Raw genomic sequence first — 22,005 nt, forward strand, 5'->3', positions numbered from 1 at the left:
TTCCATGTCCGTAAGTCCTAACACTCGTCCCGCTGGCCACAAGCCGCCGTTTTGGCGAGATCGCGCCAAACGTGCGCTTATTTTCCAGCTACTCCTCGTCGCCGCTGTGGCAGCCTTTCTGCTCTACATTGTCGGTAATGTCCAAGACAACTTATCCGCACGTGGTATCACCACCGGGTTTGGTTTCTTGGGCAACACCGCAGGCTTTGGGATTGTGCAGAGTCTGATCGACTACTCATCTCAGAGCACTTATGGCCGTACCTTCCTGGTTGGCTTACTGAATACGTTGTTAGTGGGTGGCCTAGGGGTATTGGCCGCGACCATCATTGGCTTTATTGTTGGCATCGCCCGCCTGTCGCCTAACTGGCTGCTGGCGCGCTTAGCCACCGCCTATATCGAAACCTTCCGCAATATCCCGCTGCTACTACAAATTTTCTTCTGGTACTTTGCGGTATTACGCACGTTGCCAAGCGCCAGAGATAGCCTGGCATTTGGCGAGGCTCTCTTTCTCAACGTACGCGGATTGTATTTACCCCAGCCGCTGTTTGAGTCTGGTTTTGGCTTGATCCCTCTTACCTTCCTTGTCGCCATTGTTGCCAGTATTGCCCTGGTGATATGGAACAAGCGCCGCCATGAAGCCACAGGCAAACGCCTGCCGGCCTATTGGATTTCGTTTTTACTGATTTTTGGCTTACCGCTATTAGTGCTAGTTGCCACTGGCGTGCCGGTTACCTGGGAAATGCCGGAACTACGCGGCTTTAATTTCCGTGGCGGTATTACAGTAATCCCTGAGTTCCTCGCGCTTTGGCTGGCACTGTCGATTTATACTGCCTCCTTTATTGCTGAAATTGTCCGCTCTGGCATTCAGGCAATTTCGCACGGGCAAACAGAAGCCGCCCAGGCGCTAAGCCTGCCACGTAACTTGGTTCTTCGTCTGGTGGTTATCCCTCAGGCGCTGCGCGTCATTATTCCACCGCTAACCAGCCAGTACCTGAACTTGATCAAGAACTCATCGCTGGCAACCGCCATCGGTTATCCCGACCTTGTCTCGGTGTTTGCTGGCACCACGCTGAATCAGACTGGCCAAGCCATTGAGGTCATTGCGATGACCATGGCGGTCTACCTAACCATCAGCCTGCTGGTGTCCATGTTTATGAACTGGTTCAACGCCCGAGTGGCACTGGTTGAACGCTAGGCCGACGGTGAGGATATTTACATGATCCATAATCAAACAATCATTAAAGAGCGGCCAGCCCCCAGTAGTTCTGTCGGGGCGGTTGCTTGGCTACGCGCCAATCTGTTCAATGGCCCGATCAATACCATCTTTACCCTGATCGGGCTTTACATACTCTATTTGCTTGTTGTTCCCACCGTTCAGTGGGCGTTTTTGAATGCTGACTGGATAGGTACCACACGGGATGACTGCTCTCGGGAAGGAGCTTGCTGGGTCTTCATCAATGCACGCTTTACCCAGTTTATCTACGGCTTGTATCCCCGTGAAGAAATCTGGCGAGCCAACATCGTCTTTGCTGGCTTCTTTACGCTGATAGCCTGGCTAGCAATTCCCCGCCTGCCCCTCAAACGTTGGGTGGCGGTATTTGCGCTCGTCGGTTTCCCCATCGTTGCTTATGTGCTGCTGCACGGCGGCTACTTTGACATGCCTCGCGTGCCCACGCACCGCTGGGGTGGCTTAATGCTGACCCTACTGCTGGCCACCGTCGGTATGGTTGGCGCGCTGCCAATCGGCATTGTGCTGGCATTGGGGCGACGCTCCAATATGCCCATTGTGAAAAGCTTCTGCGTGGTATTCATCGAGTTCTGGCGCGGGGTACCACTGATTACGGTGCTATTCATGGCTTCGGTAATGCTGCCGCTTTTCCTGCCTTCCGATATGAGCGTCGACCGCCTAGTACGCGCACTAATCGGCTTAACACTGTTCCAAAGTGCCTACATGGCCGAGGTTATTCGTGGTGGCCTGCAGGCCATCCCTAAGGGTCAGGAAGAGGCTGCCGCTGCGCTCGGCATGACCTACTGGAAACGCATGGGCCTGATTGTGCTTCCTCAGGCGCTGAAGATGATGATCCCCGGCATCGTGAACACCTTCATTTCGCTGTTTAAAGACACCACCCTGGTCATGATCATCGGGCTATTTGACCTATTGGGGATCGTACAAGCGGCGTTGGCTGACTCACGCTGGCTAGGCTTCTCGCTAGAAGGCTATGTCTTTGCCGCCTTCATGTTCTGGATCTTCTGTTTCAGCATGTCGCGCTATAGCCAGTATTTAGAACGCAAGCTGCACACCGGCCATAAGCGCTAACGCCGCTTTTATTAACGATTTTTTAGCAGGATAGAGACATGACTCAAGCAGCCACCAACATCTCTGGCACCCCCACTTCTGACCTGATGGTTGAAATGCGCGGCGTTAATAAATGGTACGGCGATTTTCACGTGCTGCGCGATATCGACCTGGAAGTAAAGCGCGGCGAGCGTATCGTTATTTGCGGGCCTTCAGGCTCAGGCAAGTCAACCTTGATTCGCTGCATTAACCACCTGGAAGAGCACCAGCAAGGCGATATCGTGGTGGGCGGCGTACCGCTTACCCAAGACGTTAAGCGTATCGAGCAAATCCGCCGTAGCGTGGGCATGGTATTCCAGCACTTCAACCTCTTCCCTCACTTAACAGTGCTGGAAAACTGCTGTATAGCGCCCATGTGGGTGCAAAAAAAGCCGCGCCGCGAGGCAGAAGAAATGGCTATGCAGTACTTAGAACGGGTGCGTATTGCTGAACAGGCGCTTAAGTACCCGGGGCAGCTTTCCGGCGGCCAGCAGCAGCGGGTCGCCATTGCCCGTTCACTGTGCATGCACCCTGACGTGATGCTATTCGACGAACCAACGTCGGCGCTTGATCCAGAAATGATCAAGGAAGTGCTCGACGTCATGGTGGAGCTTGCTAATGAAGGCATGACCATGCTGTGTGTGACCCATGAAATGGGCTTTGCCAAAACCGTCGCCGACCGGGTGATTTTTATGGACCAAGGGCAAATTATCGAAGAAAACGCTCCTGAGCCGTTCTTTAATAACCCGCAGTCAGAACGTACCCAGCTATTCTTGAGCCAAATTTTGGGGCACTAAGTAAAGCAATTGATAAAGCAATGGGCCTCATTGAAGGCCCATCTTTGTATTTCGCTTATATCGAGCGGCGCCAACTCATCGACACAAGAGAGACCGTTCAAGATGGAAAAGCTATTTATTGACCGCGCCCCACAGCCGATTGCTCCCTTTTCGCACGCTTGCCGAGTGGGCGATTTGGTATTTATTACCGGCCAGATGCCCACCGTACCTGAAACCAACGAAATGCTGTTGGGCACCTTTACCGAACAAACTCATCGCGTCATGCAAAACCTAGCCATCGTGTTGGAAGAAGTGGGCAGTCGCTTTGAATACGTCGTGCAGTCACGCGTATTTATTACCAATATGGGCCACTTTGACGAGGTTAATCGCGTGTATGCCAGCTACTTCAAACAGCCGCTGCCAACCCGCACCTGTATTGGCGTCACCGGTCTTGCCGGCGGGGCCGATGTAGAAGTGGATATGATTGCCTGGATTCCACCCTCACCCGACTAACTCCCCAGCGGAGTAATGCTGGCAGGCTGCAGGGCAGGTTGCTCGCGGTGTTGCGTCAGCGGTTTATTGGCGAGCGCTGTGAGCAGTATCTGTAATGGGTCGCCATGACTCACCACCAACACCGTCTCGCCTTCGCAGCGACGCTCCAGCTGCTCAACAACTGCGCACATACGCTTGGCGACGTTACTTACCGCCTCCACCTGATGCTGTTGATGGCCAGCATCCTGGGCATCTAACGCCCATACGTCAGGGTAATGCCGATCCGATTGGCCATCGAGCTCACCAAAGTAGCGCTCACGAAGGCGCTCCTCTTTCTCCAGCGTTAAGCCAAACGCTTTAGCGACTCGATCAGCGGTTTGTGTTGTCCGCAAAAAGTCCGAGTGCACCACCTTGGTGGGCGTCGGCCAACGCCATTGATCAATGACGGTTGAGAGCTGCTCTTCGCCCAAAGGTGACAAGCCGAAATCGCAAAGCCCACGCCCAGGCGAACTAATAATGAGGCCTTGTTCATTCGCTTGGCTATGGCCATGGCGCATCAAAAGATAGCGATTTCGCCAATGGTAGAAAGTGGCTGTGAAAGTGTTTGACATATCTTTGTAATAAATCCTAGATTGAGAGGAATCGTTTTCGAAAAATAAACATCTAGCGCTACAAATGTCCACTTGCGAAACGCACGCGCAGTAAAAGAAGCGCTGAATTCGATAGTGGATAGCACAACACAAAAATAACGCACATAAGAGGCTAACTATGGAAACACCACGTTTCTGCAAGCGCCCGCTTGCCATGCTAGCGGCTGCATCACTGCTCCCCTTCGCACTCCTCTCTACCCATGCTTTGGCAGAGTGCGAGCGCGGTGACTTGGATCCGCTGTACTGCGATGAAAACGGCGACATGGTGGCTGATCGGCCAAGCGACGAGTCTGGGTGGGCAAACCCGGACACCCTTATTTTTGCTTATACCCCAGTAGAAGATCCGGCCATTTATTCGGATATCTGGCAGCCCTTTATTGATCATCTATCCGAGGTTACCGAACGCGATGTGCGCTTCTTTGCTGTTCAATCTAACGCCGCACAAGTCGAAGCCATGCGCAGCGGGCGTTTACACATTGCTGGCTTCTCGACTGGCCCTACCCCCTTTGCCGTTAACTTAGCAGGCGCGGTACCCTTCGCACTGATGGGGTCAGATGATGGTCAGTTCGGCTACACCCTGCAGCTATTTACCCACGTAGACTCAGATATTGAGAGCCTGGAAGACCTCAAGGGCAAGCGTGTTGCCCACACCTCACCAACGTCCAACTCCGGTAATCTAGCGCCGCGTGCCTTACTGCCAGAGCTTGGCATCACCCCCGAAGAGGATTACGACGTCGTTTACTCGGGCAGCCATGACCAATCAATGTTGGGCGTAGTCGCTCGGGATTACGATGCCGCGCCGGTGGCTTCTGAAGTAGTCGAGCGTATGGCAGCACGTGGTCTTTACGATGAGGAAGATGTGCGTCTGATCTACGAATCTGACCGATTCCCCACTACCTCCTATAACTACGCCCACAACCTACACCCAGATCTTGTAGAAAAAATCGAGGAAGCCTTCTTTACCTTCGATTTTGTTGGCACCGAGCTTGGCGAAGAGTTTGAAGGCGTCGAAAAGTTTATTCCGATTAATTACAAAGATAACTGGCAAGTGATTCGTACCATCCAGGCGGCTAATGACGTGAGCTATACACGAGAAAACCTGGAGTAACAGCGATTGCGCCGTCTCCGGCGGCGCAATTATTCGCCTTTCGATGGAAACAATCACATGCTGGAAATTACCAATCTGGTCAAACGTTATGGCCACAACGAGGCGGTGCTGAAGGGACTCGACCTTAAGGTAGAGGACAACAGCGTTGTTTCTATTGTCGGCGCGTCCGGTGCTGGTAAAAGCACCATGCTTCGCTGTATCAATCGCTTAGTAGAACCTACATCGGGCTCTATCAAACTCAACGGCACCGAACTGGTGAATGTGAAAGGCGCTGAGTTACGCCGTGCTCGGCGCAAAATTGGCATGGTCTTCCAGGGATTTAACTTACTTGACCGCCTCACCGTCATGGAGAACGTACTTGCTGGACGGCTTGGCTACGTTAATCTCTATCAAGCAATCTCACGTCGCTACCCCCAAGCTGATATAGAGCGCGCATTTACCCTCATGGAGCGCGTTGGAATTGCTCATTACGCTAATAAACGTGCCGATGAGCTTTCCGGCGGTGAGCGCCAGCGCGTCGGGGTGGTACGGGCATTAATGCAAGAACCTGACCTGCTGCTGGCCGACGAGCCAACGGCATCGCTCGACCCGCGCACGTCCGAGCAGATCATGATACTGCTGCAGAGCCTTGCCAGTGAGCTTTCGCTACCGGTATTGATCAATATTCACAACGTTGCGCAAGCAAAAACCTACACTGAGCGCATTGTCGGCTTACGCCACGGCAAGATGATTTTTGATGGAGTGCCTGCGGACTTTAACAAAGACGCGCTAGATGCCATTTATGGTGGTATTGAAGCGCCTGACGATGCCATTACTGAGCAGCCCGATGCCCGCGTAGAGGAGCCACGACATGACGCCGTCTGACTCCCCTTCTCCCCCGCGCATCTGGAAAAAGCCGCCATTTATTGCCAACCCCATCATCCGTTACGGCATTTTTATTGTCGCTGCGATTTATCTGGTGTGGGCTTTCGGTTCTTTGCCGTTTAACTGGGCGCGCATTTCAGAAGGCTTACCGCGGGCAGCACGCATCTTTAGCGGGGGCTTTCCCCCCAGCCTGGAACGTTACGAGTTGCTGCTGACAGGCTTTAAAGAGAGCTTCCAAATTGCCATTCTCGCCACATTACTAGGCGTTTTTTTATCGATTCCTTTTGCGGTGATGGCCGCTCGTAACATCGCCCCGATGCCCATTTACGTGATTGGCCGCGCGGTCATTATTATCTCGCGCAGCTTTCACCCCGTGATCGTGGCTATTTTATTCGTGGCGGCCGTTGGTTTTGGGCCGCTGGCAGGTATTTTAACGCTGACTCTCTACTCCATCGGGTTTGTTGGAAAGCTGCTAGCAGAAGAGATCGAAGAGATTGACTGGGGGCAGGTAGAAGCCATGCGCGCGGCAGGAGCAGGCTACATTGCCACGCTTTATTACGCCGTCTTTCCACAAATATTGCCCCGTCAGGTCGGTCTATCGATGTACCAGCTTGATAGCAACCTACGCGCCTCTGCGGTGGTCGGCATCGTCGGTGCAGGCGGTATCGGTGGCACATTAATGAATGCCTTTGGTCGCTATGATTACGACTTCGCCTTTGCGATTCTACTGGTCATTATTGCGGTTATTTTACTGAGTGAAGGCATCAGCGGCTGGGTGAGGAAAAAAATATGGTAGATCACGCTCAGCAACTTGCCGACCGTGTTTGGCATCGCTACGACCGTAAAGAACGCTTAATCCGCTACGCTGTATTGCTAGGCACACTGATGCTGGTGTTCTGGGCGGTTCGCGATATTGATATTTTCTGGCCCTGGGTATGGGACGCTCCCAACCAAATGTCTAATTTGGGTGCGCGCATGTGGCCGCCCAGCGCTGCCGGGTTAAGCAATATTCTGAACGCGCTGCTCGAAACGGTACATATCGCAACGTTAGCCACATTTCTGACTATTTTTCTCGCCTTGCCAGTCGCCTATATCGCCGCCCAGAACACCACCCCCAATCGTGCTTGCCTATGGCTGGGGCGCTTTATTCTGGTCTCCAGCCGCTCGGTTAATACGATTATATGGGCGCTGTTATTCGTGGCTATTTTTGGCCCCGGCGTATTAGCAGGGATCCTGGCGATTGTGTTTCGCTCGATAGGCTTTATTGGCAAATTAATGGGTGAAGCCATTGAAGAAATCGACCGCCGACCGGTGGAAGCAATGGAAGCCACCGGTGCTTCCAAGGCAAAAGTGGTCGCCTACGCCATTGTGCCCCAGGTGATGCCAGCCTTTTTTGCCATCGTGATTCTGCGCTGGGATATCAACATCCGGGAATCCACCGTACTGGGACTCGTTGGCGCAGGTGGCATTGGCGTAATTCTACAAGGCGCTATCGACACCTTTGCTTGGCCGACAGTCGCTACTATTTTGATCGCGATTATCATTTTGGTACTGATAGGCGAAGCCATTACTAGCCTACTACGCAGCAAAGTGCTTTAACCCCTTTTTAGCTACGCAAGTGTTTGACCAAACGGCAAATGATTGCCATGGTTAGAGAGTAACTAACGACAAGGAGGACGTACGATGATGACCACCTATATCGTGGTAGCTGACGCCGCCCGCGCGCGTATTTTCACCCGTGATGCGTTGAATCTCACTGAGCATGAGAGCCTTGTACACGCAGCAGGCAGGCTGCATGAAGGTGATTTAATCACCGATCGCCGCGGTGCCGATGTTCATGAATCTACGTCAACCTCATCGCGCTCGTCAGGAGAGGAGGGCGCCGCCTCGCAGCATGAAAATGAGTTGTTTGCCAAAGAAGTTGCCAAGCGCTTATATGACGCACGCGTCGATAACAGCATGGAAAAGCTTATTATGGTCGCGCCGCCGAAATTTCTTGGGCTACTGCGAGAAAAGCTCGATAACACCACCCACAAGTTGGTCATTCACACGCTTTCAAAAGATTTGAGTAAAGCTTCCCTGGCCGATATTCAAAACGCCGTTAGCGACTTACGCTAATGCTCTCTACGTCACTCTCGCTTTCCCACTAAGCACGCTTTTCTGCTAAAGAAGTGGTCGCTTTTGCCGATAGTCGTCTGACCCCTGACGATTTAGAGAGCGACCATGTTTTCCTCCCTACGAGCCCGCATCTTACTAGCCGCCCTCACGGCCATTATTGTAGCCCTCATCATTAATGGCATAGCCAGCTACACCACCGTCAAGCATCACAACAATCAACAAGTAAGCCGCAATCTCAGTGCTGTCGTTAACGGTAACACCCAGGCGATTAATGAGTGGTTTAACGCTCGCTATACCATGCTGGCCAGCATGGATGATGCTGTTAACAGCAGCGACCCGCTTGCCGCGTTGCGCCAGTTGGCTGACTCTGGAAGCTTCATGACTGCCTATATGGCTTATCCCTCTACGTCTGATGCTGTTTTTTCTGATAACTGGCAGCCACCTAGTGATTATGACCCTCGCCAACGCCCCTGGTATCAGGACGCTGCCAACGCCAAAGACACCATTATCACAACGCCTTATGTCGATGCCCAAACAGGGGGGTTAATCGTTACCTTTGCACGCCCCTTCTACCGTAACGGGCAGCTCGCTGCTGTTATTGGCGCAGACATCACCATTGAAGATGTCATTGATATTGTGGCCAGTATCGCCCCGACACCTTCAAGCTTTGGTTTTTTGACGACGGAAGATGGCACGCTCGTGGCGCATCCTGACGCCGAGTTAACGCTTGAGCCGTCCTCAGTGTTGAGCAGCGATCTAACCAACGACAGCTTAGCCAAGATTATCCAAGCCGAAGAGCCTCAAGCGCTTGAGCTGCAAAACAGTGGCAAGCTGCTGATGGGCAGCACAGTGGGCGGCAGTAGTGGCTGGCAGTTAGTAGTGGCGCTTGATGAGCACGAAGCCACCGCAGGCCTGCGTGCCATTGCGACTACCTCGATTATCACTTTGCTGATTGTCGCGGCCATCACCGCCGTTATATTTGGAGTTCTGCTTTCATTGATGCTTCGTCGACTGCTTGGCGTGCGCAGCGCGATGGATAACATTGCCTCGGGAGATGGCGATTTAACCCTACGTTTGCCAGAAGAAGGCAACGATGAAGTGACCCAAATTGCCAGCGCGTTCAACCGTTTTGTCGGCAAAATGGAAGCCGTATTAGTTGATGTCCGTACAAGCAGTGAAGCGGTTCATCACGCGGCCAACGAAATTGCCATGGGTGGTCAGGATTTATCACGCCGTACCGATAACGCGGCCGCAAGCCTGCAGCAAACGTCTGCGTCGATCGAGGAAATAACCAGCACCGTTCAACACACTGCCGCATCCGCCCAGCAAGCCAACCAGCTCTCCCATGCAGCATCAAACGTTGCGAAGGAAGGCGGCCAAGTGGTGGCAAATGTCGTCACAACCATGGAAGACATTTCTCAAGCCTCTAATAAAATTGGTGAGATTGTCACGCTGATGAACAGCATTGCCTTCCAAACCAATCTGCTGGCACTCAACGCCTCTGTAGAAGCGGCCCGTGCCGGCGAACATGGCCGCGGCTTTGCCGTAGTGGCCGACGAGGTCCGCAAACTGGCGGGACGCAGTAGCGAAGCTGCCAACGATATTCAAAAGCTAATCGAAGACACACAAAGCAAAGTCAACAATGGCACCTCTCTGGTACAAAATGCGGGTGCGACGATGCAGGATATTGTTGCCCATATCACCCGTGTTACCGATGTACTGGAGGAGATTAACGCAGCCACCAGCGAGCAGAGCGACGGCATTAATCAAGTCAATATTGCCGTTGCCGAGCTTGATCGCATGACCCAGGAAAACGCTGCCATGGTGGAAGAGTCCACTACTGCTGCTGAGCAACTGAAAGAGCAAGCGGAGCATCTCGCGGGGACTATCAGCAGCTTTAAACTGTCCCACGCTGCCACGCCTGCTTTGCAAGTGCCCTACCAAACATCTGACAACCAACGTCGCCATATCGCCTAGGGATTACACTATGCATTTCCGCTCATTACGCTCTTTTGTCGTGGCACTAGCAGGCCCTTGCCTGTTAGCCATTGTGGCCGCCCTGGTGGTGTATAACCTGATCGCCGCCTCACACACCCAACAAACCGTGGATGACCACACCAGTGAGCTCATGGAAGGCGCGCTGGATGCCCGTTTAAACGCCATTGCCGAAGCAGAAGGTCAGCGCATTCAGCGCGAGCTGGACAAAGCGCTGACACTGGCCAGCCAACTCGCCATGACCAATGCGTTAATGGGCATGGACGATGCAGAAGGCCAACGCGCGCTCTACTTAAGCCGCCGACAGCTATCAAACCTTGTGCGCCAAACCGTCGCCGACAACCCTGACCTAGTGGATGCCTATATCGGCTGGGAGCCCAACGCCTTTGGAGATGACGCTCGCTACGCGGGTGACGAGCGCTACGGCCATGACGCCAGCGGCCGCTTTATGCCTTGGTGGTACCGCACTGATGATGGCGAGCTGGCGATACTGCCGCTAGGTGAGGATATAGAGAGCGAAACGCCCCTGGCAAGCGGCGTGCGCGAAGGCGAGTACTACCTGTGTCCACGGGAAACCTTAGCTCCTTGTATTATCGACCCCGCGGCTTACGACTTCGGCGGTGAAACCCAGCTAGTCACCTCGTTCAACGCGCCGATCTTGGTAGATGGCGAATTTCGCGGTGTGGCGGGGGTTGATTTGGCGCTTAACTTTATCCAAACCCTGTTAAACGATGCTAACCAGGCGCTTTATAACGGCGCTGGCCGAATGACACTGGTGGCGGGACGTGGCGGTTTGGTAGCGGATACCGCTGGCAAAGAAGCCTTGGGCTTGCCCGCTAGCGATTCGCTAAGTGACACGCTATTGGCAGGCATTGAGCAGGCAACAACGCAGGGCAGCCTACACAGCAGCATGGCCGACGGTATGTTCCAGCGTTATCAGCCTATCGCCCTTGGCAATACGGATCAGCCCTGGGTGCTGGTACTGCAGCTTCCCGAGTCAGTGGTACTGGCCGAGCTGAACGCCTTGCAAGACGTGCTTAGTGAGCAGCGTCAGCAAAACACCCTCGGCATGACACTGGTGGGCCTACTGCTGGCCGCCATTGGTGTCGGCGCACTGTGGTGGATTGGTGGACGAATCGCACGCCCTCTTAAACGCCTGGCCAACCGGATGGAAGAGATCGCGACAGGACATGGTGACCTTACCCAACGCTTGCCAGTTCATGGCCGCGACGAGAGTGCAGCGGTAGCAGAACAGTTCAATGCCTTCGCGGAGAAAATCCAAACCATCTTGCTGGATGTACGGCGCAGCAGCGAAGCGGTTAACCATGCGGCCAATGAGATTACCCAAGGAGGGCATGATCTTTCTCGGCGTACCGAACAGGCCGCCGCCAGCCTGCAACAGACCTCTTCAGCCATGGAAGAGATCAGCAGTACCGTTGGTCACACCACCCACGCCTCTCAGGAAGCCAGCGGGCTTTCCCAAACCGCCTCGGAGCTAGCGTCCCGTACTGACAGTGCGTTTGAGCAGGTGGTCGCCACGATGACGGATATTCGCACCAACTCTGATGAAATTCAGAGCATTGTCAGCGTCATTGATGGCATCGCTTTCCAAACTAACCTACTGGCGCTAAACGCATCCGTAGAGGCTGCCCGTGCTGGGGAGCATGGTCGTGGTTTTGCCGTCGTGGCTGATGAGGTACGTAAACTCGCCTCGCGCAGCAGCGACGCCGCCAAAGATATTCGCCAACGCATCGATGCCTCGGCAGGCAAGGTAGAAAGCGGTACCCAAATGGTGCGTGATGCCGAAGCCGCTATGCATGAACTGGCTCAAAGCGTGACGCGCGTTACTCAAATGCTCGGCGATATCAGCACGGCCGCGCGAGAACAAAACGATGGTATCAGTCAGGTAAGCATTGCCGTCACCGATCTAGATCAGATGACTCAGCAAAACGCAGCCCTAGTGGAGGAGTCCACCACCGCCGCCGAACAGCTAAAAGATCAGGCGGATCGGCTCGATGCACTGGTGGGTGGCTTCACGCTTGAAGCACATGACAGCCGCCACCCACAGAGCCAGCACACACTACCTGCGCCAACGCTGGCACAGTACTAAACAGCTATTAAATCAGGCCGCCAGGAGATCGGCAGTAGCGCAGGTTTATCGCTACGCTGGGCTCCGGCGGTCATTATCCTGCCAGGCCTCATTTCGAGGCCCACCTCGTTATCCATCCTGCCTTAGCTCAGTTTACTTCAGGGCGTGTTCTCCCCATTGCGAACCGATAACTACACGATCTTAAGCATACGCCTAAAGTCGTAATCATTGATGCCGATAGTAGGGCTGCAGATAGTACTTATCAGATAGTACATAGCAGATAGTACGTAACAGATAGTACCTACAAAGTGGCCTATTTCAGGCCTTAGCTTTCCTAACTAGCGAGACTATATTCATGCTGTCGTCCCTACGCTTGCGTATTCTTATCATCACGTTAATGGTAATTACGCTAGCACTGACTATTAATGCCTCAGTCAGCTACCTGACCCTGCAAACACATAATGACCAGCAGGTAACTCAGCAGTTGGCCTCAATTGCACAGGGTAACGCCCTGGCCATTGAGGAGTGGATTGATGCCCGAGCCGCCATACTAGAAGCCGCGCGCACGCCAGTGATCGATAAGGACCCGCTTGCGCCACTCATTCAGGTAGCAGAGTCAGGCGGTTTCCTAACGGCATTTTTCGGCCAAGCCGATGGTAGCCATCTTTCGTCCGACGGCTGGGTGCCAGGCAGTGATTATGATCCACGCCAGCGTGGCTGGTACCAAGCAGCAACAAAGCAGGATCGTACTATCGTCTCGCTGCCTTACGTGGACGCTAATAGCAATCAGCTAGTGGTTACCTTTGCTACGCCAGTCAAGCGTAATGGCCGTTTGTATGGGGTGATCGGCGGCGATGTCGTCATCGACAATCTAGTCAGTCAGGTCAACGCTATTCGGCCAACACCTTCGAGTTTTGCCTTTCTAAGTAGCGGTGGCGAGACAGTGATTGCTCACCCTGACACTGCACTGACGCTCAAACCGCTGAGTCGAATTAGCGACACCCTGTCCCCCGCGTCCATCGAACAGCTAAGTGCTACGCAAGACGCGTGGGAGCCTATCGAAGTCGATGGCCTGGATAAGCGACTCTCAGTGACCCCCATAGCAGGAACCGACTGGGAACTCGGCGTGGCACTAGACGAGCATGAAGCCACTGCAGGGCTGCGGGCCATCCTCAAGTCTTCACTGTTGACGCTAATCGCCATCATTGCTGTCACGGCGCTGCTGTTGAGCCTGTGGCTCAAACGTACTTTCGCTGGCCTAGAACGGGCGCGTGATGCCCTGGATGACATTGCCAGCGGCGAAGGCGATCTAACCCGACGACTTCCCGAGCAGGGCCGTGATGAAGTGGCCCAGATTTGCGGTGCTTTCAACCGCTTTGTGGGCAAAATGGAAGCGGTATTGGTCGATGTACGCACCAGCAGTGAATCGGTGCACCATGCCGCTAACGAAATTGCCCTGGGCGGCCAGGATCTATCCCGCCGTACCGATAACGCGGCTTCTAGCCTGCAGCAGACCTCCGCTTCAGTAGAGCAGATAACCAGCACCGTGGAGCACACCGCGGCCTCGGCCCAAGAAGCCAACAAGCTCTCTCAAACGGCCTCGAAAGTAGCTAAAGAAGGCGGGCAAGTGGTCGCCAATGTGGTTACCACGATGGAAGATATTTCCCAGGCCTCCCATAAAATTGGCGAAATCGTCACGCTAATGAACAGTATTGCCTTCCAAACCAACTTGCTGGCCCTTAACGCCTCCGTAGAAGCCGCCCGGGCAGGGGAACATGGCCGTGGTTTTGCAGTAGTTGCTGATGAAGTACGCAAATTAGCAGGGCGCAGCAGTGAAGCCGCCAACGATATTCAAAAACTCATTGAAGACTCACAAAGCAGAGTCAATAACGGTACCGCATTAGTGCAAAACGCGGGCGCAACCATGCAGGATATAGTCGCTCATATCACTCGCGTCACCGATGTGTTGGAAGAAATCAACTCCGCCACGAGTGAGCAGAGCGATGGCATCAAGCAGATCAATATCGCCGTGTCTGAACTTGACCGTATGACCCAGGAGAATGCTGCCATGGTGGAAGAGTCCACCACTGCCGCTGAACAGCTGAAAGAGCAAGCTGATCATCTTAAGGGCACCATCAGCAGCTTCAAGCTGTCTCAACACCCTTCGACTCCCCTAGCAGTCAACTCGCCCAACGTTTTGCCATCGTATTGAGTGACTATCGTATTGAGTGACTAAGGAATCGGCGGCAGTGGAATATCATCACTGCGCTTGGCACCCGCGGTCATCTCGCGGCAAAGTCGCAAGAACTCGCGTACCCCCGTGGTAAGGTACTTGTGGCGGTGCCAGATGAAAGTGAACTGACGTTTTAAGTCTAATTCCGGTGTTGGCAGAGGCACTAAGCTGCCGCGCCGGAAAGCATCACGTAGTGCTAGCCTGGAAACGCAGCCAATCCCCAGGCCCGACTCTACTGCCCGCTTAATTCCCTCGGTATGCTCAAGCTCCAACAGGGTATTAAACCGACTACGCCGATGCCGCGCGGCGTGCTCAAGAGTCATACGGGTGCCAGAGCCCTCCTCGCGCATAATCCAGTCTTCACGCAACAGTTGTTCCAGCTCAAGATGCTCGCGCCCCGCCAACGGGTGGCGCGGCGAGCAGAAGACGCACAGCTCATCCTCTACCCATGGCTGGCTAATAATCATATCGTCGTCGCACTGCCCTTCAATCAGCCCTAAATCAAGCGAGTGCTGGCGTACACTCTCAATAATGTGACGCGTGTTACGCACCGCTAGCCGCACCCGACTGCCGGGGTAGCGCTGCATGAAATCGCTGATCAACAGAGTTGCTAGATAGTTGCCAATGGTTAGCGTTGCGCCCACATCCAATGCGCCTACGCCCTGCTGGCCGCGCAACAGTTCCTCTACCTCTTCGGCCCTGTCCAGCAGGGCCACCGCTTTTGGCAACAGTTGAAAGCCCAATGCATTAAGCTTCAGCCGTTTTCCCATGCGGTCGAGAAGCTGGCAGTCAAATTGACGCTCAAGCTCCGCTAGCGACGTACTGGTAGCAGATTGGGACATAGCGAGGGCACGCGCCGCCTGAGAAACACTTTCGTGCTGGGCGACGGCCACAAAGACTTCCAACTGGCGCAGGGTGTAGTGCATAGAGACAACCTATCTTGTTTCGGCGGCATATCTATTTTTTAGATAAGTGTTATCAGTATAATTTGCTTAACAGATATATCTCTCTTTATTTAGAATTAGCAGCAACATATTTAGCCATCTTTTATGCTTTTTTAGAATATGGCAGACGAGGCTTAGGCCACTCTGCCCATTGGAGGAGTTAGCATGAGCAAGTTTGCCTTGGAAGAAGTCCTCAGCGTTCACCACTGGAACGACACCCTGTTCAGCTTCCGCACCACTCGCGAGCGTAGCCTACGCTTCAAAAATGGTCAGTTTGTGATGATTGGCCTGGAAGTGAATGGCAAACCGCTGATGCGTGCTTACTCCATCGCCAGCCCCAACTACGAAGACCATCTGGAATTTTTCAGCATCAAAGTACCCGATGGCCCGCTCACCTCGCGCTTGCAGCACCTTCAAGTTGGCGACCAAATTATGGTCAGCCGCAAGCCTACGGGCACGCTGGTATGCGATGACCTACTTCCCGGCCGCAACCTTTACATGCTTTCCACCGGAACAGGCCTTGCACCGTTTATGAGCCTGATCCAAGACCCTGAAGTGTACGAGCGCTTTGAAAAAGTGGTGCTGGTACATGGCGTGCGCGAAGTATCTGAACTTGCCTATGCCGACTTTATTACCAAAGAGCTACCTGCTCACGAGTATTTAGGCGAAGAGATTGCCGAGAAGCTGGTGTACTACCCCACGGTCACCCGTGAAGAATTCCACACCATGGGACGCCTGACCGATCACATTCGCAGCGGCAAGCTGTTTGAAGATACCGGTCTTCCGCCGATTGATCCGCGCCAAGACCGCGCGATGATTTGTGGCAGCCCCGCCATGCTCGACGACACTAGCGCACTACTAGACGAATTGGGCCTGAATATTTCCCCGCGGATGGGCGAGCCGGGCGATTACGTGATTGAGCGTGCCTTTGTTGAGAAGTGAGTAGTGAGTAGTGAGTAGTGAGTAGTGAGTAGTGAGTAGTGAGTAGTGAGTAGTGAGTAGAAAAATTCTAGTCGCTTTAATGACTACATCACTAATACAAAGCCCCTGCTGGAGATGATCCACAGGGGCTTTGTGCTGCTTACTACCTATAGTTCAACAACTTACTGCTTTTTACTTACCATTCACCACTCACTATTTACAGTTAACAAACCTAAACCGCGTCTTTACCGGTTTCACCGGTACGAATACGGATCACCTGCTCCAGCGGCATGACAAAGATTTTGCCGTCGCCGATTTTGCCTGTATTGGCAACCTGCGTAATGGCATCAATAACCTGTTCCGCCATATCGTCATCTACCGCAACTTCTAGCTTTACTTTGGGCAGAAAATCCACCACGTACTCTGCACCACGATATAGCTCTGTGTGACCTTTCTGACGGCCAAAGCCCTTCACTTCCGTTACCGTAATGCCCTGCACGCCGATATCAGAGAGCGATTCGCGTACGTCATCAAGCTTAAACGGCTTGATAATGGCTGAGATCAATTTCATTGCGACATCCTCTAGCTTGGTGGCCTTTTATTAAAGGTTGGCGGGACACTGCTGTTAGCCAAGCCCGTTAGCGTTAAGCATACACCGCTACAGGCAGAGAATAAAAAATCAGCGCCAATGGATTGTAACAATGCACTAAGGCAAAAAGGCCTCCCGCTAGGGGAGGCCAAAAGAGCACGCCAGCTCATTTCATTAGCGTAAGCTTATTTCTTAACGCTAAATTCGGGATAGGCTTCAAGACCGCACTCAGCAATATCGACACCTTCATACTCTTCTTCTTCGCTAACGCGGATACCCATGATGGCTTTCAGCACCAACCACACCACCAGGCTCGCAACGAATACCCAGCCAAAGATACCAACGATACCGATCAGCTGTGCGCCGAAAGAAGCGTCGCCATTGGTCAGCGGAACCGCCAGCACGCCCCAGATACCCACCACACCGTGTACCGAGATAGCGCCGACCGGATCATCAAGCTTCAGCTTGTCCAGCGTGACGATCGCAGCGACAACGATCAAGCCACCTACCGCCCCAATCACCGCAGCGCCTAGCGCAGAGGGCGACAGAGGATCCGCAGTAATCGCGACAAGACCAGCCAGTGCACCGTTAAGCGCCATGGTAAGGTCCGCTTTACGGAACCACAGTTTGGCAAGAATCAGTGCGGCAAGCACGCCACCGGCAGCGGCCGCGTTGGTGTTAACAAACACTTGAGCAACGTTGTTGGCAGAGCTGATATCAGACATTTTCAACTCAGAGCCACCATTGAAGCCGAACCACCCCATCCAAAGGATAAAAGTACCCAGTGTGGCCAGCGGCATGTTGGCGCCTGGAATCGCGTGGATAGACCCATCTTTACCATACTTACCTTTACGTGGGCCAAGCACCAATACACCCGCTAAGGCAGCCGCGGCACCTGCTAAGTGAACAATGCCGGAACCCGCGTAATCGGAATAGCCGACTTCAGACAACCAGCCGCCGCCCCACGTCCAGTAGCCAGACACCGGATAAATAAAGGCTGTCATCACCACTGCGAAGGCCAGGAAAGCCCACAGCTTCATGCGCTCAGCAACCGCACCAGACACAATCGACATGGCAGTGGCCACGAACACTACCTGGAAGAAAAAGTCAGAGCGCATTGAGTAGTAAGGCGCATCATCACCGCCTGCGGTCACTGCATCCACGCTGTTTTCAGCGCCAATCAAGAAACCAAGGTTGGGTAGGAAGCCACCCGCGCTGCTGGAATACATAATGTAGTAACCCACCAGCAAGTACATGGTGCAGGCAATCGCAAATAGCGCGATATTTTTGGTCAGAATCTCGGCGGTGTTTTTTGAACGTACCAAGCCAGCCTCAAGCATTGAGAAGCCAGCGGCCATCCACATGACGAGCACGCCGCAAATTAGGAAGTAAAACGTGTCGAGCGCGTAGCTCAGATCAGTCAACTCATTCATTTTAAGTTCCCCGTTGAACTATAGAAATGATCCGAAAAAACAGCTTCAAACGGCGTCTGCACCGCGTTCGCCTGTCCGAATCCGAATAACGTCTTCAAGCGGTGTCACAAACACCTTGCCGTCACCGATCTTGCCGCTGTTAGCCGCGCTACAGATCGCTTCCAATACGCTCTCTAACCGGGTGTCGTCCACGGCCACTTCAACTTTTACCTTGGGTAGAAAGTCGACGACGTACTCCGCACCACGATACAGCTCGGTATGCCCCTTTTGACGACCGAAGCCTTTAACTTCAGTCACCGTGATGCCCTGAACGCCGTTGTCAGCGAGCGCTTCACGAACGTCGTCAAGTTTGAATGGCTTGATGATAGCGGTGATGAGTTTCATCCCGGATCTCCCCTGCTGGATTAGGTAGCGGCAGCGCCGCCCGAATTAACTGCTTATCTCGTTAATGCGCATACCATGCCACCCAACTTTTTTTTCTTATAAGTCAGCAGTTTGTTTTATAAAATTCAAGATTATTCGGTGGCAAGGAAGACTTAGCAGCAGCCGCCACTGCCTGCTTGCACCATAAAAGAACATTAATAAAAACGCGGCGCTCCATTTCGATGCACTCCTTTGATACACCCCGCCGATAAAGAGAGGCCAGAGGCTAATTTGTAAACGATGCATGCGCATCGACTGCGGGTTGCGTATCCTTATAGTTAGTAAGCAGTGCACATTTATGCGTGGTCATTTAAGGAGAGAGCGATGGCGCCTCAAGATCGCATTAGCCGTTTAGCCCAGCAAATTGGGGATCGTTTACAGAACGCGTCCCAAGCCCCGGAAGATATCCAAAAAGGCGTACAGCAGGTAGTGCGTGGTGCCTTTGACAGGCTGGAGCTGGTGTCACGGGAAGACTTTGATATTTTGATGGATGTATTACAGCGCACCCGCTCCCGCGTTGAAGCTCTAGAGCGCCAAGTGGCCAGCCTTGAGGCAGCCGTGGAAGCTTCTACCTCAACGAGCCCTTCCCCCGTTGAAGCAGAAGCACCACCAACCCCCGCTCCTGAACCGAACAGTGATGGTTCAGAGGATAACAAGCCCGCCTAAACCCAGAACGGACGGCAATAGGCTTACGACGCCTATTGCCGACACTAAGTGGTGGCTTAATACGTTGATGTTGATGACGTAAAGAGCGTCATACCGACTTGATAAACACGAATCAATATCATTGACATTGACTGTTGTGGTGATACTCTCCGCCTCCTATTCCCTAACTGCTCGCGGATTGTTCATCATGTCTGACTGGTCTTCTTCAACGGCTGCACTCATTGGCACGGGTCTATTACTAGGCTTTTCCAGCAATGTTTTCGCCCAAAACACAACGTCTGGATCCACGCTAAACGCAAACGCTGAAGATACCATGGTAGTGGTTGGCTCCCGCACCCCGACCCAGATCAGTCAGATACCTGGCGCGGTATGGGTGATTGACAAAGAGATGCTGCAACAGCAGACCCGCAATGGTGCAGACCTAAAGACGGCATTGGGGCAACTTGTGCCGGGGCTGGATCTGGCACCGCAAGGGCGCACCAATTATGGGCAAAACATGCGTGGTCGGGGCGTGCAGGTGCTTATCGATGGCGTATCTCTGAACAGTTCGCGTGGGCTTTCCCGTCAGTTCGACGCCATTGACCCCTTCAATATTGAGCGTGTAGAAGTGCTTTCCGGCGCCAGCAGCCTGTATGGCGGCGGTGCTACGGGGGGCTTGATCAATATCATTACGCGCAAAGGCGAAGAAGGCCTGAACTGGCGCACCGAAGCTGGCATCACCACGGGCTTCAACAACAGCGATGATATGGATCGACGCCTGTCGCAATCGATCAGCGGCGGCAATGAGCGGGTTCAGGGCTACCTGGGTACCGCCATTGGTGACAACGGTCGTCACTATGACGGCAGCGGCCAAGAGATCTTTCCCGATATTGCCCAGACCGACCTGCAGGACAATCGCAGCATTGATGTATTGGGCAACCTCTCTTTCCGTTTGACCGATGAACAGAGCCTGGAGCTGGGCGCCCAGCTGTATCGTTCCGGCTACGAAGGTAATCGGGGTGTTTACTTTCCCAACCTCGACGCAGCCACGCCCAACTTGAACGATGCCGAGATTCGCGACGGCTACCGTTCACAGCGCGATCCGGAAACCGACCGCAAGCTGGTCAACGTCAACTATCACCACGCTAACCTGTGGGGGCAAAACTTCTACCTGCAGGCGTTTCACCGGGAGGAAGAGTCCAGTTTTCAGGCATTTCCCTACCCAGTCGCCGACGGTCTGCAGTTTCGCGCATCGCAACAAAACACTGATTTAAGCGGCATTAAAGCGCTATTTGAGTCGCGCCTGGGTGATGACGTTTCGTTGACCTACGGGCTCGACCTGGATCGAGAAAAATTCGATGCCAGCCAGATGCTGTTCGATACCGATATCTCGGATACCACCGGTGGTCTGGTGCAGCAGGCTTCAAGTGTTGAGCCCCGCTATCCAGGCTATCAGGTGGACGGGCTTTCGGGCTTCGTCCAAGGTGACTGGCAGGCCACCCAGGCGCTTAAGCTCTCCGCAGGGTTGCGGCAGCAGCATATGGATGTCGAAGTGGACGATTTCCAGGGTATTCCCGGCGGTAAGAACGATTACGAAGCCACGCTATTGAATGCCAGCGCCCTCTACGATTACGGCAACGGTCACCAGAACTGGCTGCAGTTTAGCCAGGGCTTCGAGCTGCCAGATCCCGCCAAATACTACGGCAAGAGCCCCGAGGTGAGTGTCGATAACAACCCTCTATCTGCCATCGAGACAGATCAGGTGGAGCTAGGCTGGCGCTACCAGGGGGGCAACTGGATGGCTCAAACGGCACTCTACTACGCTTGGTCGGACAAGGCGGTAGAGAACGCCCAGGACCTGAGCGTCAGCGTAGTGGACGAAAAGAAGCGCGACTTTGGCCTAGAGAGCGCGGTAACCCGTTACTTCGACAACGGCCTGGAGGTCGGCGGTACCCTACACTTGGTGCGTTCCGAGCAGGAGAACGGCCAAGGGGAGTGGGAAAAGCGTGACGCCCGCTATGCATCGCTCTCCTCTTCCACTGCCTTTATCGGCTGGACCGACTACGTGCGTTCGGCGCGCTTGCAAGCCAGCCATACTTTCGACCTGAAAGACGATGCGGATCGTGAGATCGATGGCAACACGACCCTCGATCTATCGCTCAGCCAGGAGACCGATTTTGGCACCGTGAGTCTGGGCATACAGAACCTACTCGATGATCAGTACTCCACCGTTTGGGGCCAGCGGGCCGCCATGTTCTATTCGCCCTACTACGGTCCAGAATACCTCTACGACTATCAAGGGCGCGGACGTACCTACACCCTGAACTGGTCGATGGCGTATTAAGCACCGCCCCGCTACTCGCAGGCAGCCGCTCAACAGCGAGGTAATG

Annotated in this window: 20 protein-coding genes; 15 read left to right on the top strand and 5 right to left on the bottom strand. The window is 53.7% G+C overall.

What is annotated here, in order from left to right; translation table 11 throughout:
• Positions 1-4: 4 nt before the first annotated feature.
• From J4377_RS17840 to J4377_RS17855, 4 genes are all read left to right on the top strand, one after another.
• A complete protein-coding gene (locus J4377_RS17840; RefSeq protein WP_038479441.1) occupies positions 5-1,195 on the top strand; it encodes an amino acid ABC transporter permease in 1,191 nt (396 codons plus the stop codon).
• 21 nt (positions 1,196-1,216) lie between these two features.
• A complete protein-coding gene (locus tag J4377_RS17845; protein WP_083007633.1) occupies positions 1,217-2,317 on the top strand; it encodes an amino acid ABC transporter permease in 1,101 nt (366 codons plus the stop codon).
• An 86-nt stretch (positions 2,318-2,403) separates the two neighbouring features.
• Positions 2,404-3,132, top strand: coding sequence for an amino acid ABC transporter ATP-binding protein (locus tag J4377_RS17850; RefSeq protein ID WP_009723183.1), 729 nt, complete (start codon positions 2,404-2,406; stop codon positions 3,130-3,132).
• 102 nt (positions 3,133-3,234) lie between these two features.
• Positions 3,235-3,624, top strand: coding sequence for a RidA family protein (locus tag J4377_RS17855; RefSeq protein ID WP_095603450.1), 390 nt, complete (start codon positions 3,235-3,237; stop codon positions 3,622-3,624).
• On the opposite strand, the gene J4377_RS17860 is transcribed toward J4377_RS17855, so the two are convergent.
• Positions 3,621-4,214 carry a histidine phosphatase family protein gene (locus tag J4377_RS17860; protein ID WP_095603449.1) on the bottom strand — a complete coding sequence of 198 codons (594 nt, stop codon included), beginning with the start codon at positions 4,212-4,214 and terminating at the stop codon, positions 3,621-3,623. The two genes, J4377_RS17855 and J4377_RS17860, sit on opposite strands and share 4 nt — an antisense overlap.
• A 157-nt stretch (positions 4,215-4,371) precedes the next feature.
• Between J4377_RS17860 and phnD the strand changes: the two genes are divergently transcribed.
• The 8 genes from phnD to J4377_RS17900 all read left to right on the top strand — a co-directional run bounded on the left by phnD (position 4,372) and on the right by J4377_RS17900 (position 14,639).
• Entirely contained in the window at positions 4,372-5,361 is a 990-nt protein-coding gene (phnD, locus tag J4377_RS17865) for a phosphate/phosphite/phosphonate ABC transporter substrate-binding protein (RefSeq protein ID WP_231657785.1), read from the top strand.
• A 57-nt stretch (positions 5,362-5,418) separates the two neighbouring features.
• Entirely contained in the window at positions 5,419-6,225 is an 807-nt protein-coding gene (gene phnC / locus J4377_RS17870; protein WP_038479456.1) for a phosphonate ABC transporter ATP-binding protein, read from the top strand.
• Positions 6,212-7,021 carry a phosphonate ABC transporter, permease protein PhnE gene (gene phnE / locus J4377_RS17875; protein ID WP_038479459.1) on the top strand — a complete coding sequence of 270 codons (810 nt, stop codon included), beginning with the start codon at positions 6,212-6,214 and terminating at the stop codon, positions 7,019-7,021. The genes phnC and phnE (J4377_RS17875) overlap by 14 nt, the downstream gene beginning before the upstream one ends.
• Positions 7,015-7,824, top strand: coding sequence for a phosphonate ABC transporter, permease protein PhnE (gene phnE / locus J4377_RS17880; RefSeq protein ID WP_038479462.1), 810 nt, complete (start codon positions 7,015-7,017; stop codon positions 7,822-7,824). The genes phnE (J4377_RS17875) and phnE (J4377_RS17880) overlap by 7 nt, the downstream gene beginning before the upstream one ends.
• A gap of 87 nt (positions 7,825-7,911) precedes the next feature.
• Positions 7,912-8,343 (top strand): host attachment protein, encoded by a 432-nt coding sequence (locus tag J4377_RS17885; protein WP_038479465.1) that lies wholly within the window; start codon positions 7,912-7,914, stop codon positions 8,341-8,343.
• 105 nt (positions 8,344-8,448) lie between these two features.
• The gene (locus J4377_RS17890; RefSeq protein ID WP_253486297.1) at positions 8,449-10,320 is read left to right on the top strand and encodes a methyl-accepting chemotaxis protein; all 1,872 of its coding nucleotides are present in this window, start codon (positions 8,449-8,451) and stop codon (positions 10,318-10,320) included.
• Positions 10,321-10,330: 10 nt separating this feature from the next.
• The gene (locus J4377_RS17895) at positions 10,331-12,448 is read left to right on the top strand and encodes a methyl-accepting chemotaxis protein (RefSeq protein ID WP_253486298.1); all 2,118 of its coding nucleotides are present in this window, start codon (positions 10,331-10,333) and stop codon (positions 12,446-12,448) included.
• Between the two features lie 334 nt (positions 12,449-12,782).
• Positions 12,783-14,639 (top strand): methyl-accepting chemotaxis protein, encoded by a 1,857-nt coding sequence (locus J4377_RS17900; protein ID WP_253486299.1) that lies wholly within the window; start codon positions 12,783-12,785, stop codon positions 14,637-14,639.
• A 20-nt stretch (positions 14,640-14,659) separates the two neighbouring features.
• On the opposite strand, the gene J4377_RS17905 is transcribed toward J4377_RS17900, so the two are convergent.
• The gene (locus J4377_RS17905) at positions 14,660-15,586 is read right to left on the bottom strand and encodes a LysR family transcriptional regulator (RefSeq protein ID WP_009723195.1); all 927 of its coding nucleotides are present in this window, start codon (positions 15,584-15,586) and stop codon (positions 14,660-14,662) included.
• A 183-nt stretch (positions 15,587-15,769) separates the two neighbouring features.
• Here J4377_RS17905 and J4377_RS17910 point away from each other — a divergent pair, with 183 nt between their 5' ends.
• Complete coding sequence (locus J4377_RS17910; RefSeq protein ID WP_038479478.1) at positions 15,770-16,546, top strand: ferredoxin--NADP reductase; 777 nt, start codon at positions 15,770-15,772, stop codon at positions 16,544-16,546.
• Positions 16,547-16,757: 211 nt separating this feature from the next.
• On the opposite strand, the gene glnK is transcribed toward J4377_RS17910, so the two are convergent.
• The 3 genes from glnK to J4377_RS17925 form a co-directional block, all read right to left on the bottom strand.
• On the bottom strand, positions 16,758-17,096 hold the full coding sequence (glnK, locus tag J4377_RS17915; protein WP_009098335.1) for a P-II family nitrogen regulator: 339 nt from the start codon (positions 17,094-17,096) through the stop codon (positions 16,758-16,760).
• Positions 17,097-17,299: 203 nt separating this feature from the next.
• Entirely contained in the window at positions 17,300-18,547 is a 1,248-nt protein-coding gene (locus tag J4377_RS17920; protein WP_038479484.1) for an ammonium transporter, read from the bottom strand.
• Between the two features lie 45 nt (positions 18,548-18,592).
• Positions 18,593-18,931 (bottom strand): P-II family nitrogen regulator, encoded by a 339-nt coding sequence (locus J4377_RS17925; RefSeq protein ID WP_038479487.1) that lies wholly within the window; start codon positions 18,929-18,931, stop codon positions 18,593-18,595.
• A gap of 363 nt (positions 18,932-19,294) precedes the next feature.
• On the opposite strand from J4377_RS17925, the gene J4377_RS17930 reads away from it, so the two are divergent.
• A complete protein-coding gene (locus J4377_RS17930) occupies positions 19,295-19,636 on the top strand; it encodes an accessory factor UbiK family protein (RefSeq protein ID WP_038479490.1) in 342 nt (113 codons plus the stop codon).
• Between the two features lie 187 nt (positions 19,637-19,823).
• Entirely contained in the window at positions 19,824-21,959 is a 2,136-nt protein-coding gene (locus tag J4377_RS17935; RefSeq protein ID WP_253486300.1) for a TonB-dependent receptor, read from the top strand.
• The last annotated feature ends 46 nt before the right edge of the window (positions 21,960-22,005 follow it).

It is taken from the genome of Halomonas sp. XH26 (assembly GCF_024138895.1).
Classification (GTDB): domain Bacteria; phylum Pseudomonadota; class Gammaproteobacteria; order Pseudomonadales; family Halomonadaceae; genus Vreelandella; species Vreelandella alkaliphila.

Coding starts and splice junctions, on each gene's coding strand:
- J4377_RS17840 (WP_038479441.1), top strand. CDS start 5: ATGTCCGTAAGTCCTAACACTCGTCCCGCTGGCCACAAGCCGCCGTTT.
- J4377_RS17920 (WP_038479484.1), bottom strand. CDS start 18,547: ATGAATGAGTTGACTGATCTGAGCTACGCGCTCGACACGTTTTACTTC.
- J4377_RS17885 (WP_038479465.1), top strand. CDS start 7,912: ATGACCACCTATATCGTGGTAGCTGACGCCGCCCGCGCGCGTATTTTC.
- J4377_RS17905 (WP_009723195.1), bottom strand. CDS start 15,586: ATGCACTACACCCTGCGCCAGTTGGAAGTCTTTGTGGCCGTCGCCCAG.
- J4377_RS17895 (WP_253486298.1), top strand. CDS start 10,331: ATGCATTTCCGCTCATTACGCTCTTTTGTCGTGGCACTAGCAGGCCCT.
- J4377_RS17925 (WP_038479487.1), bottom strand. CDS start 18,931: ATGAAACTCATCACCGCTATCATCAAGCCATTCAAACTTGACGACGTT.
- J4377_RS17935 (WP_253486300.1), top strand. CDS start 19,824: ATGTCTGACTGGTCTTCTTCAACGGCTGCACTCATTGGCACGGGTCTA.
- J4377_RS17890 (WP_253486297.1), top strand. CDS start 8,449: ATGTTTTCCTCCCTACGAGCCCGCATCTTACTAGCCGCCCTCACGGCC.
- J4377_RS17930 (WP_038479490.1), top strand. CDS start 19,295: ATGGCGCCTCAAGATCGCATTAGCCGTTTAGCCCAGCAAATTGGGGAT.
- glnK (WP_009098335.1), bottom strand. CDS start 17,096: ATGAAATTGATCTCAGCCATTATCAAGCCGTTTAAGCTTGATGACGTA.
- J4377_RS17910 (WP_038479478.1), top strand. CDS start 15,770: ATGAGCAAGTTTGCCTTGGAAGAAGTCCTCAGCGTTCACCACTGGAAC.
- phnC (WP_038479456.1), top strand. CDS start 5,419: ATGCTGGAAATTACCAATCTGGTCAAACGTTATGGCCACAACGAGGCG.
- J4377_RS17900 (WP_253486299.1), top strand. CDS start 12,783: ATGCTGTCGTCCCTACGCTTGCGTATTCTTATCATCACGTTAATGGTA.
- phnD (WP_231657785.1), top strand. CDS start 4,372: ATGGAAACACCACGTTTCTGCAAGCGCCCGCTTGCCATGCTAGCGGCT.
- J4377_RS17855 (WP_095603450.1), top strand. CDS start 3,235: ATGGAAAAGCTATTTATTGACCGCGCCCCACAGCCGATTGCTCCCTTT.
- J4377_RS17850 (WP_009723183.1), top strand. CDS start 2,404: ATGGTTGAAATGCGCGGCGTTAATAAATGGTACGGCGATTTTCACGTG.
- phnE (WP_038479462.1), top strand. CDS start 7,015: ATGGTAGATCACGCTCAGCAACTTGCCGACCGTGTTTGGCATCGCTAC.
- J4377_RS17860 (WP_095603449.1), bottom strand. CDS start 4,214: ATGTCAAACACTTTCACAGCCACTTTCTACCATTGGCGAAATCGCTAT.
- J4377_RS17845 (WP_083007633.1), top strand. CDS start 1,217: ATGATCCATAATCAAACAATCATTAAAGAGCGGCCAGCCCCCAGTAGT.
- phnE (WP_038479459.1), top strand. CDS start 6,212: ATGACGCCGTCTGACTCCCCTTCTCCCCCGCGCATCTGGAAAAAGCCG.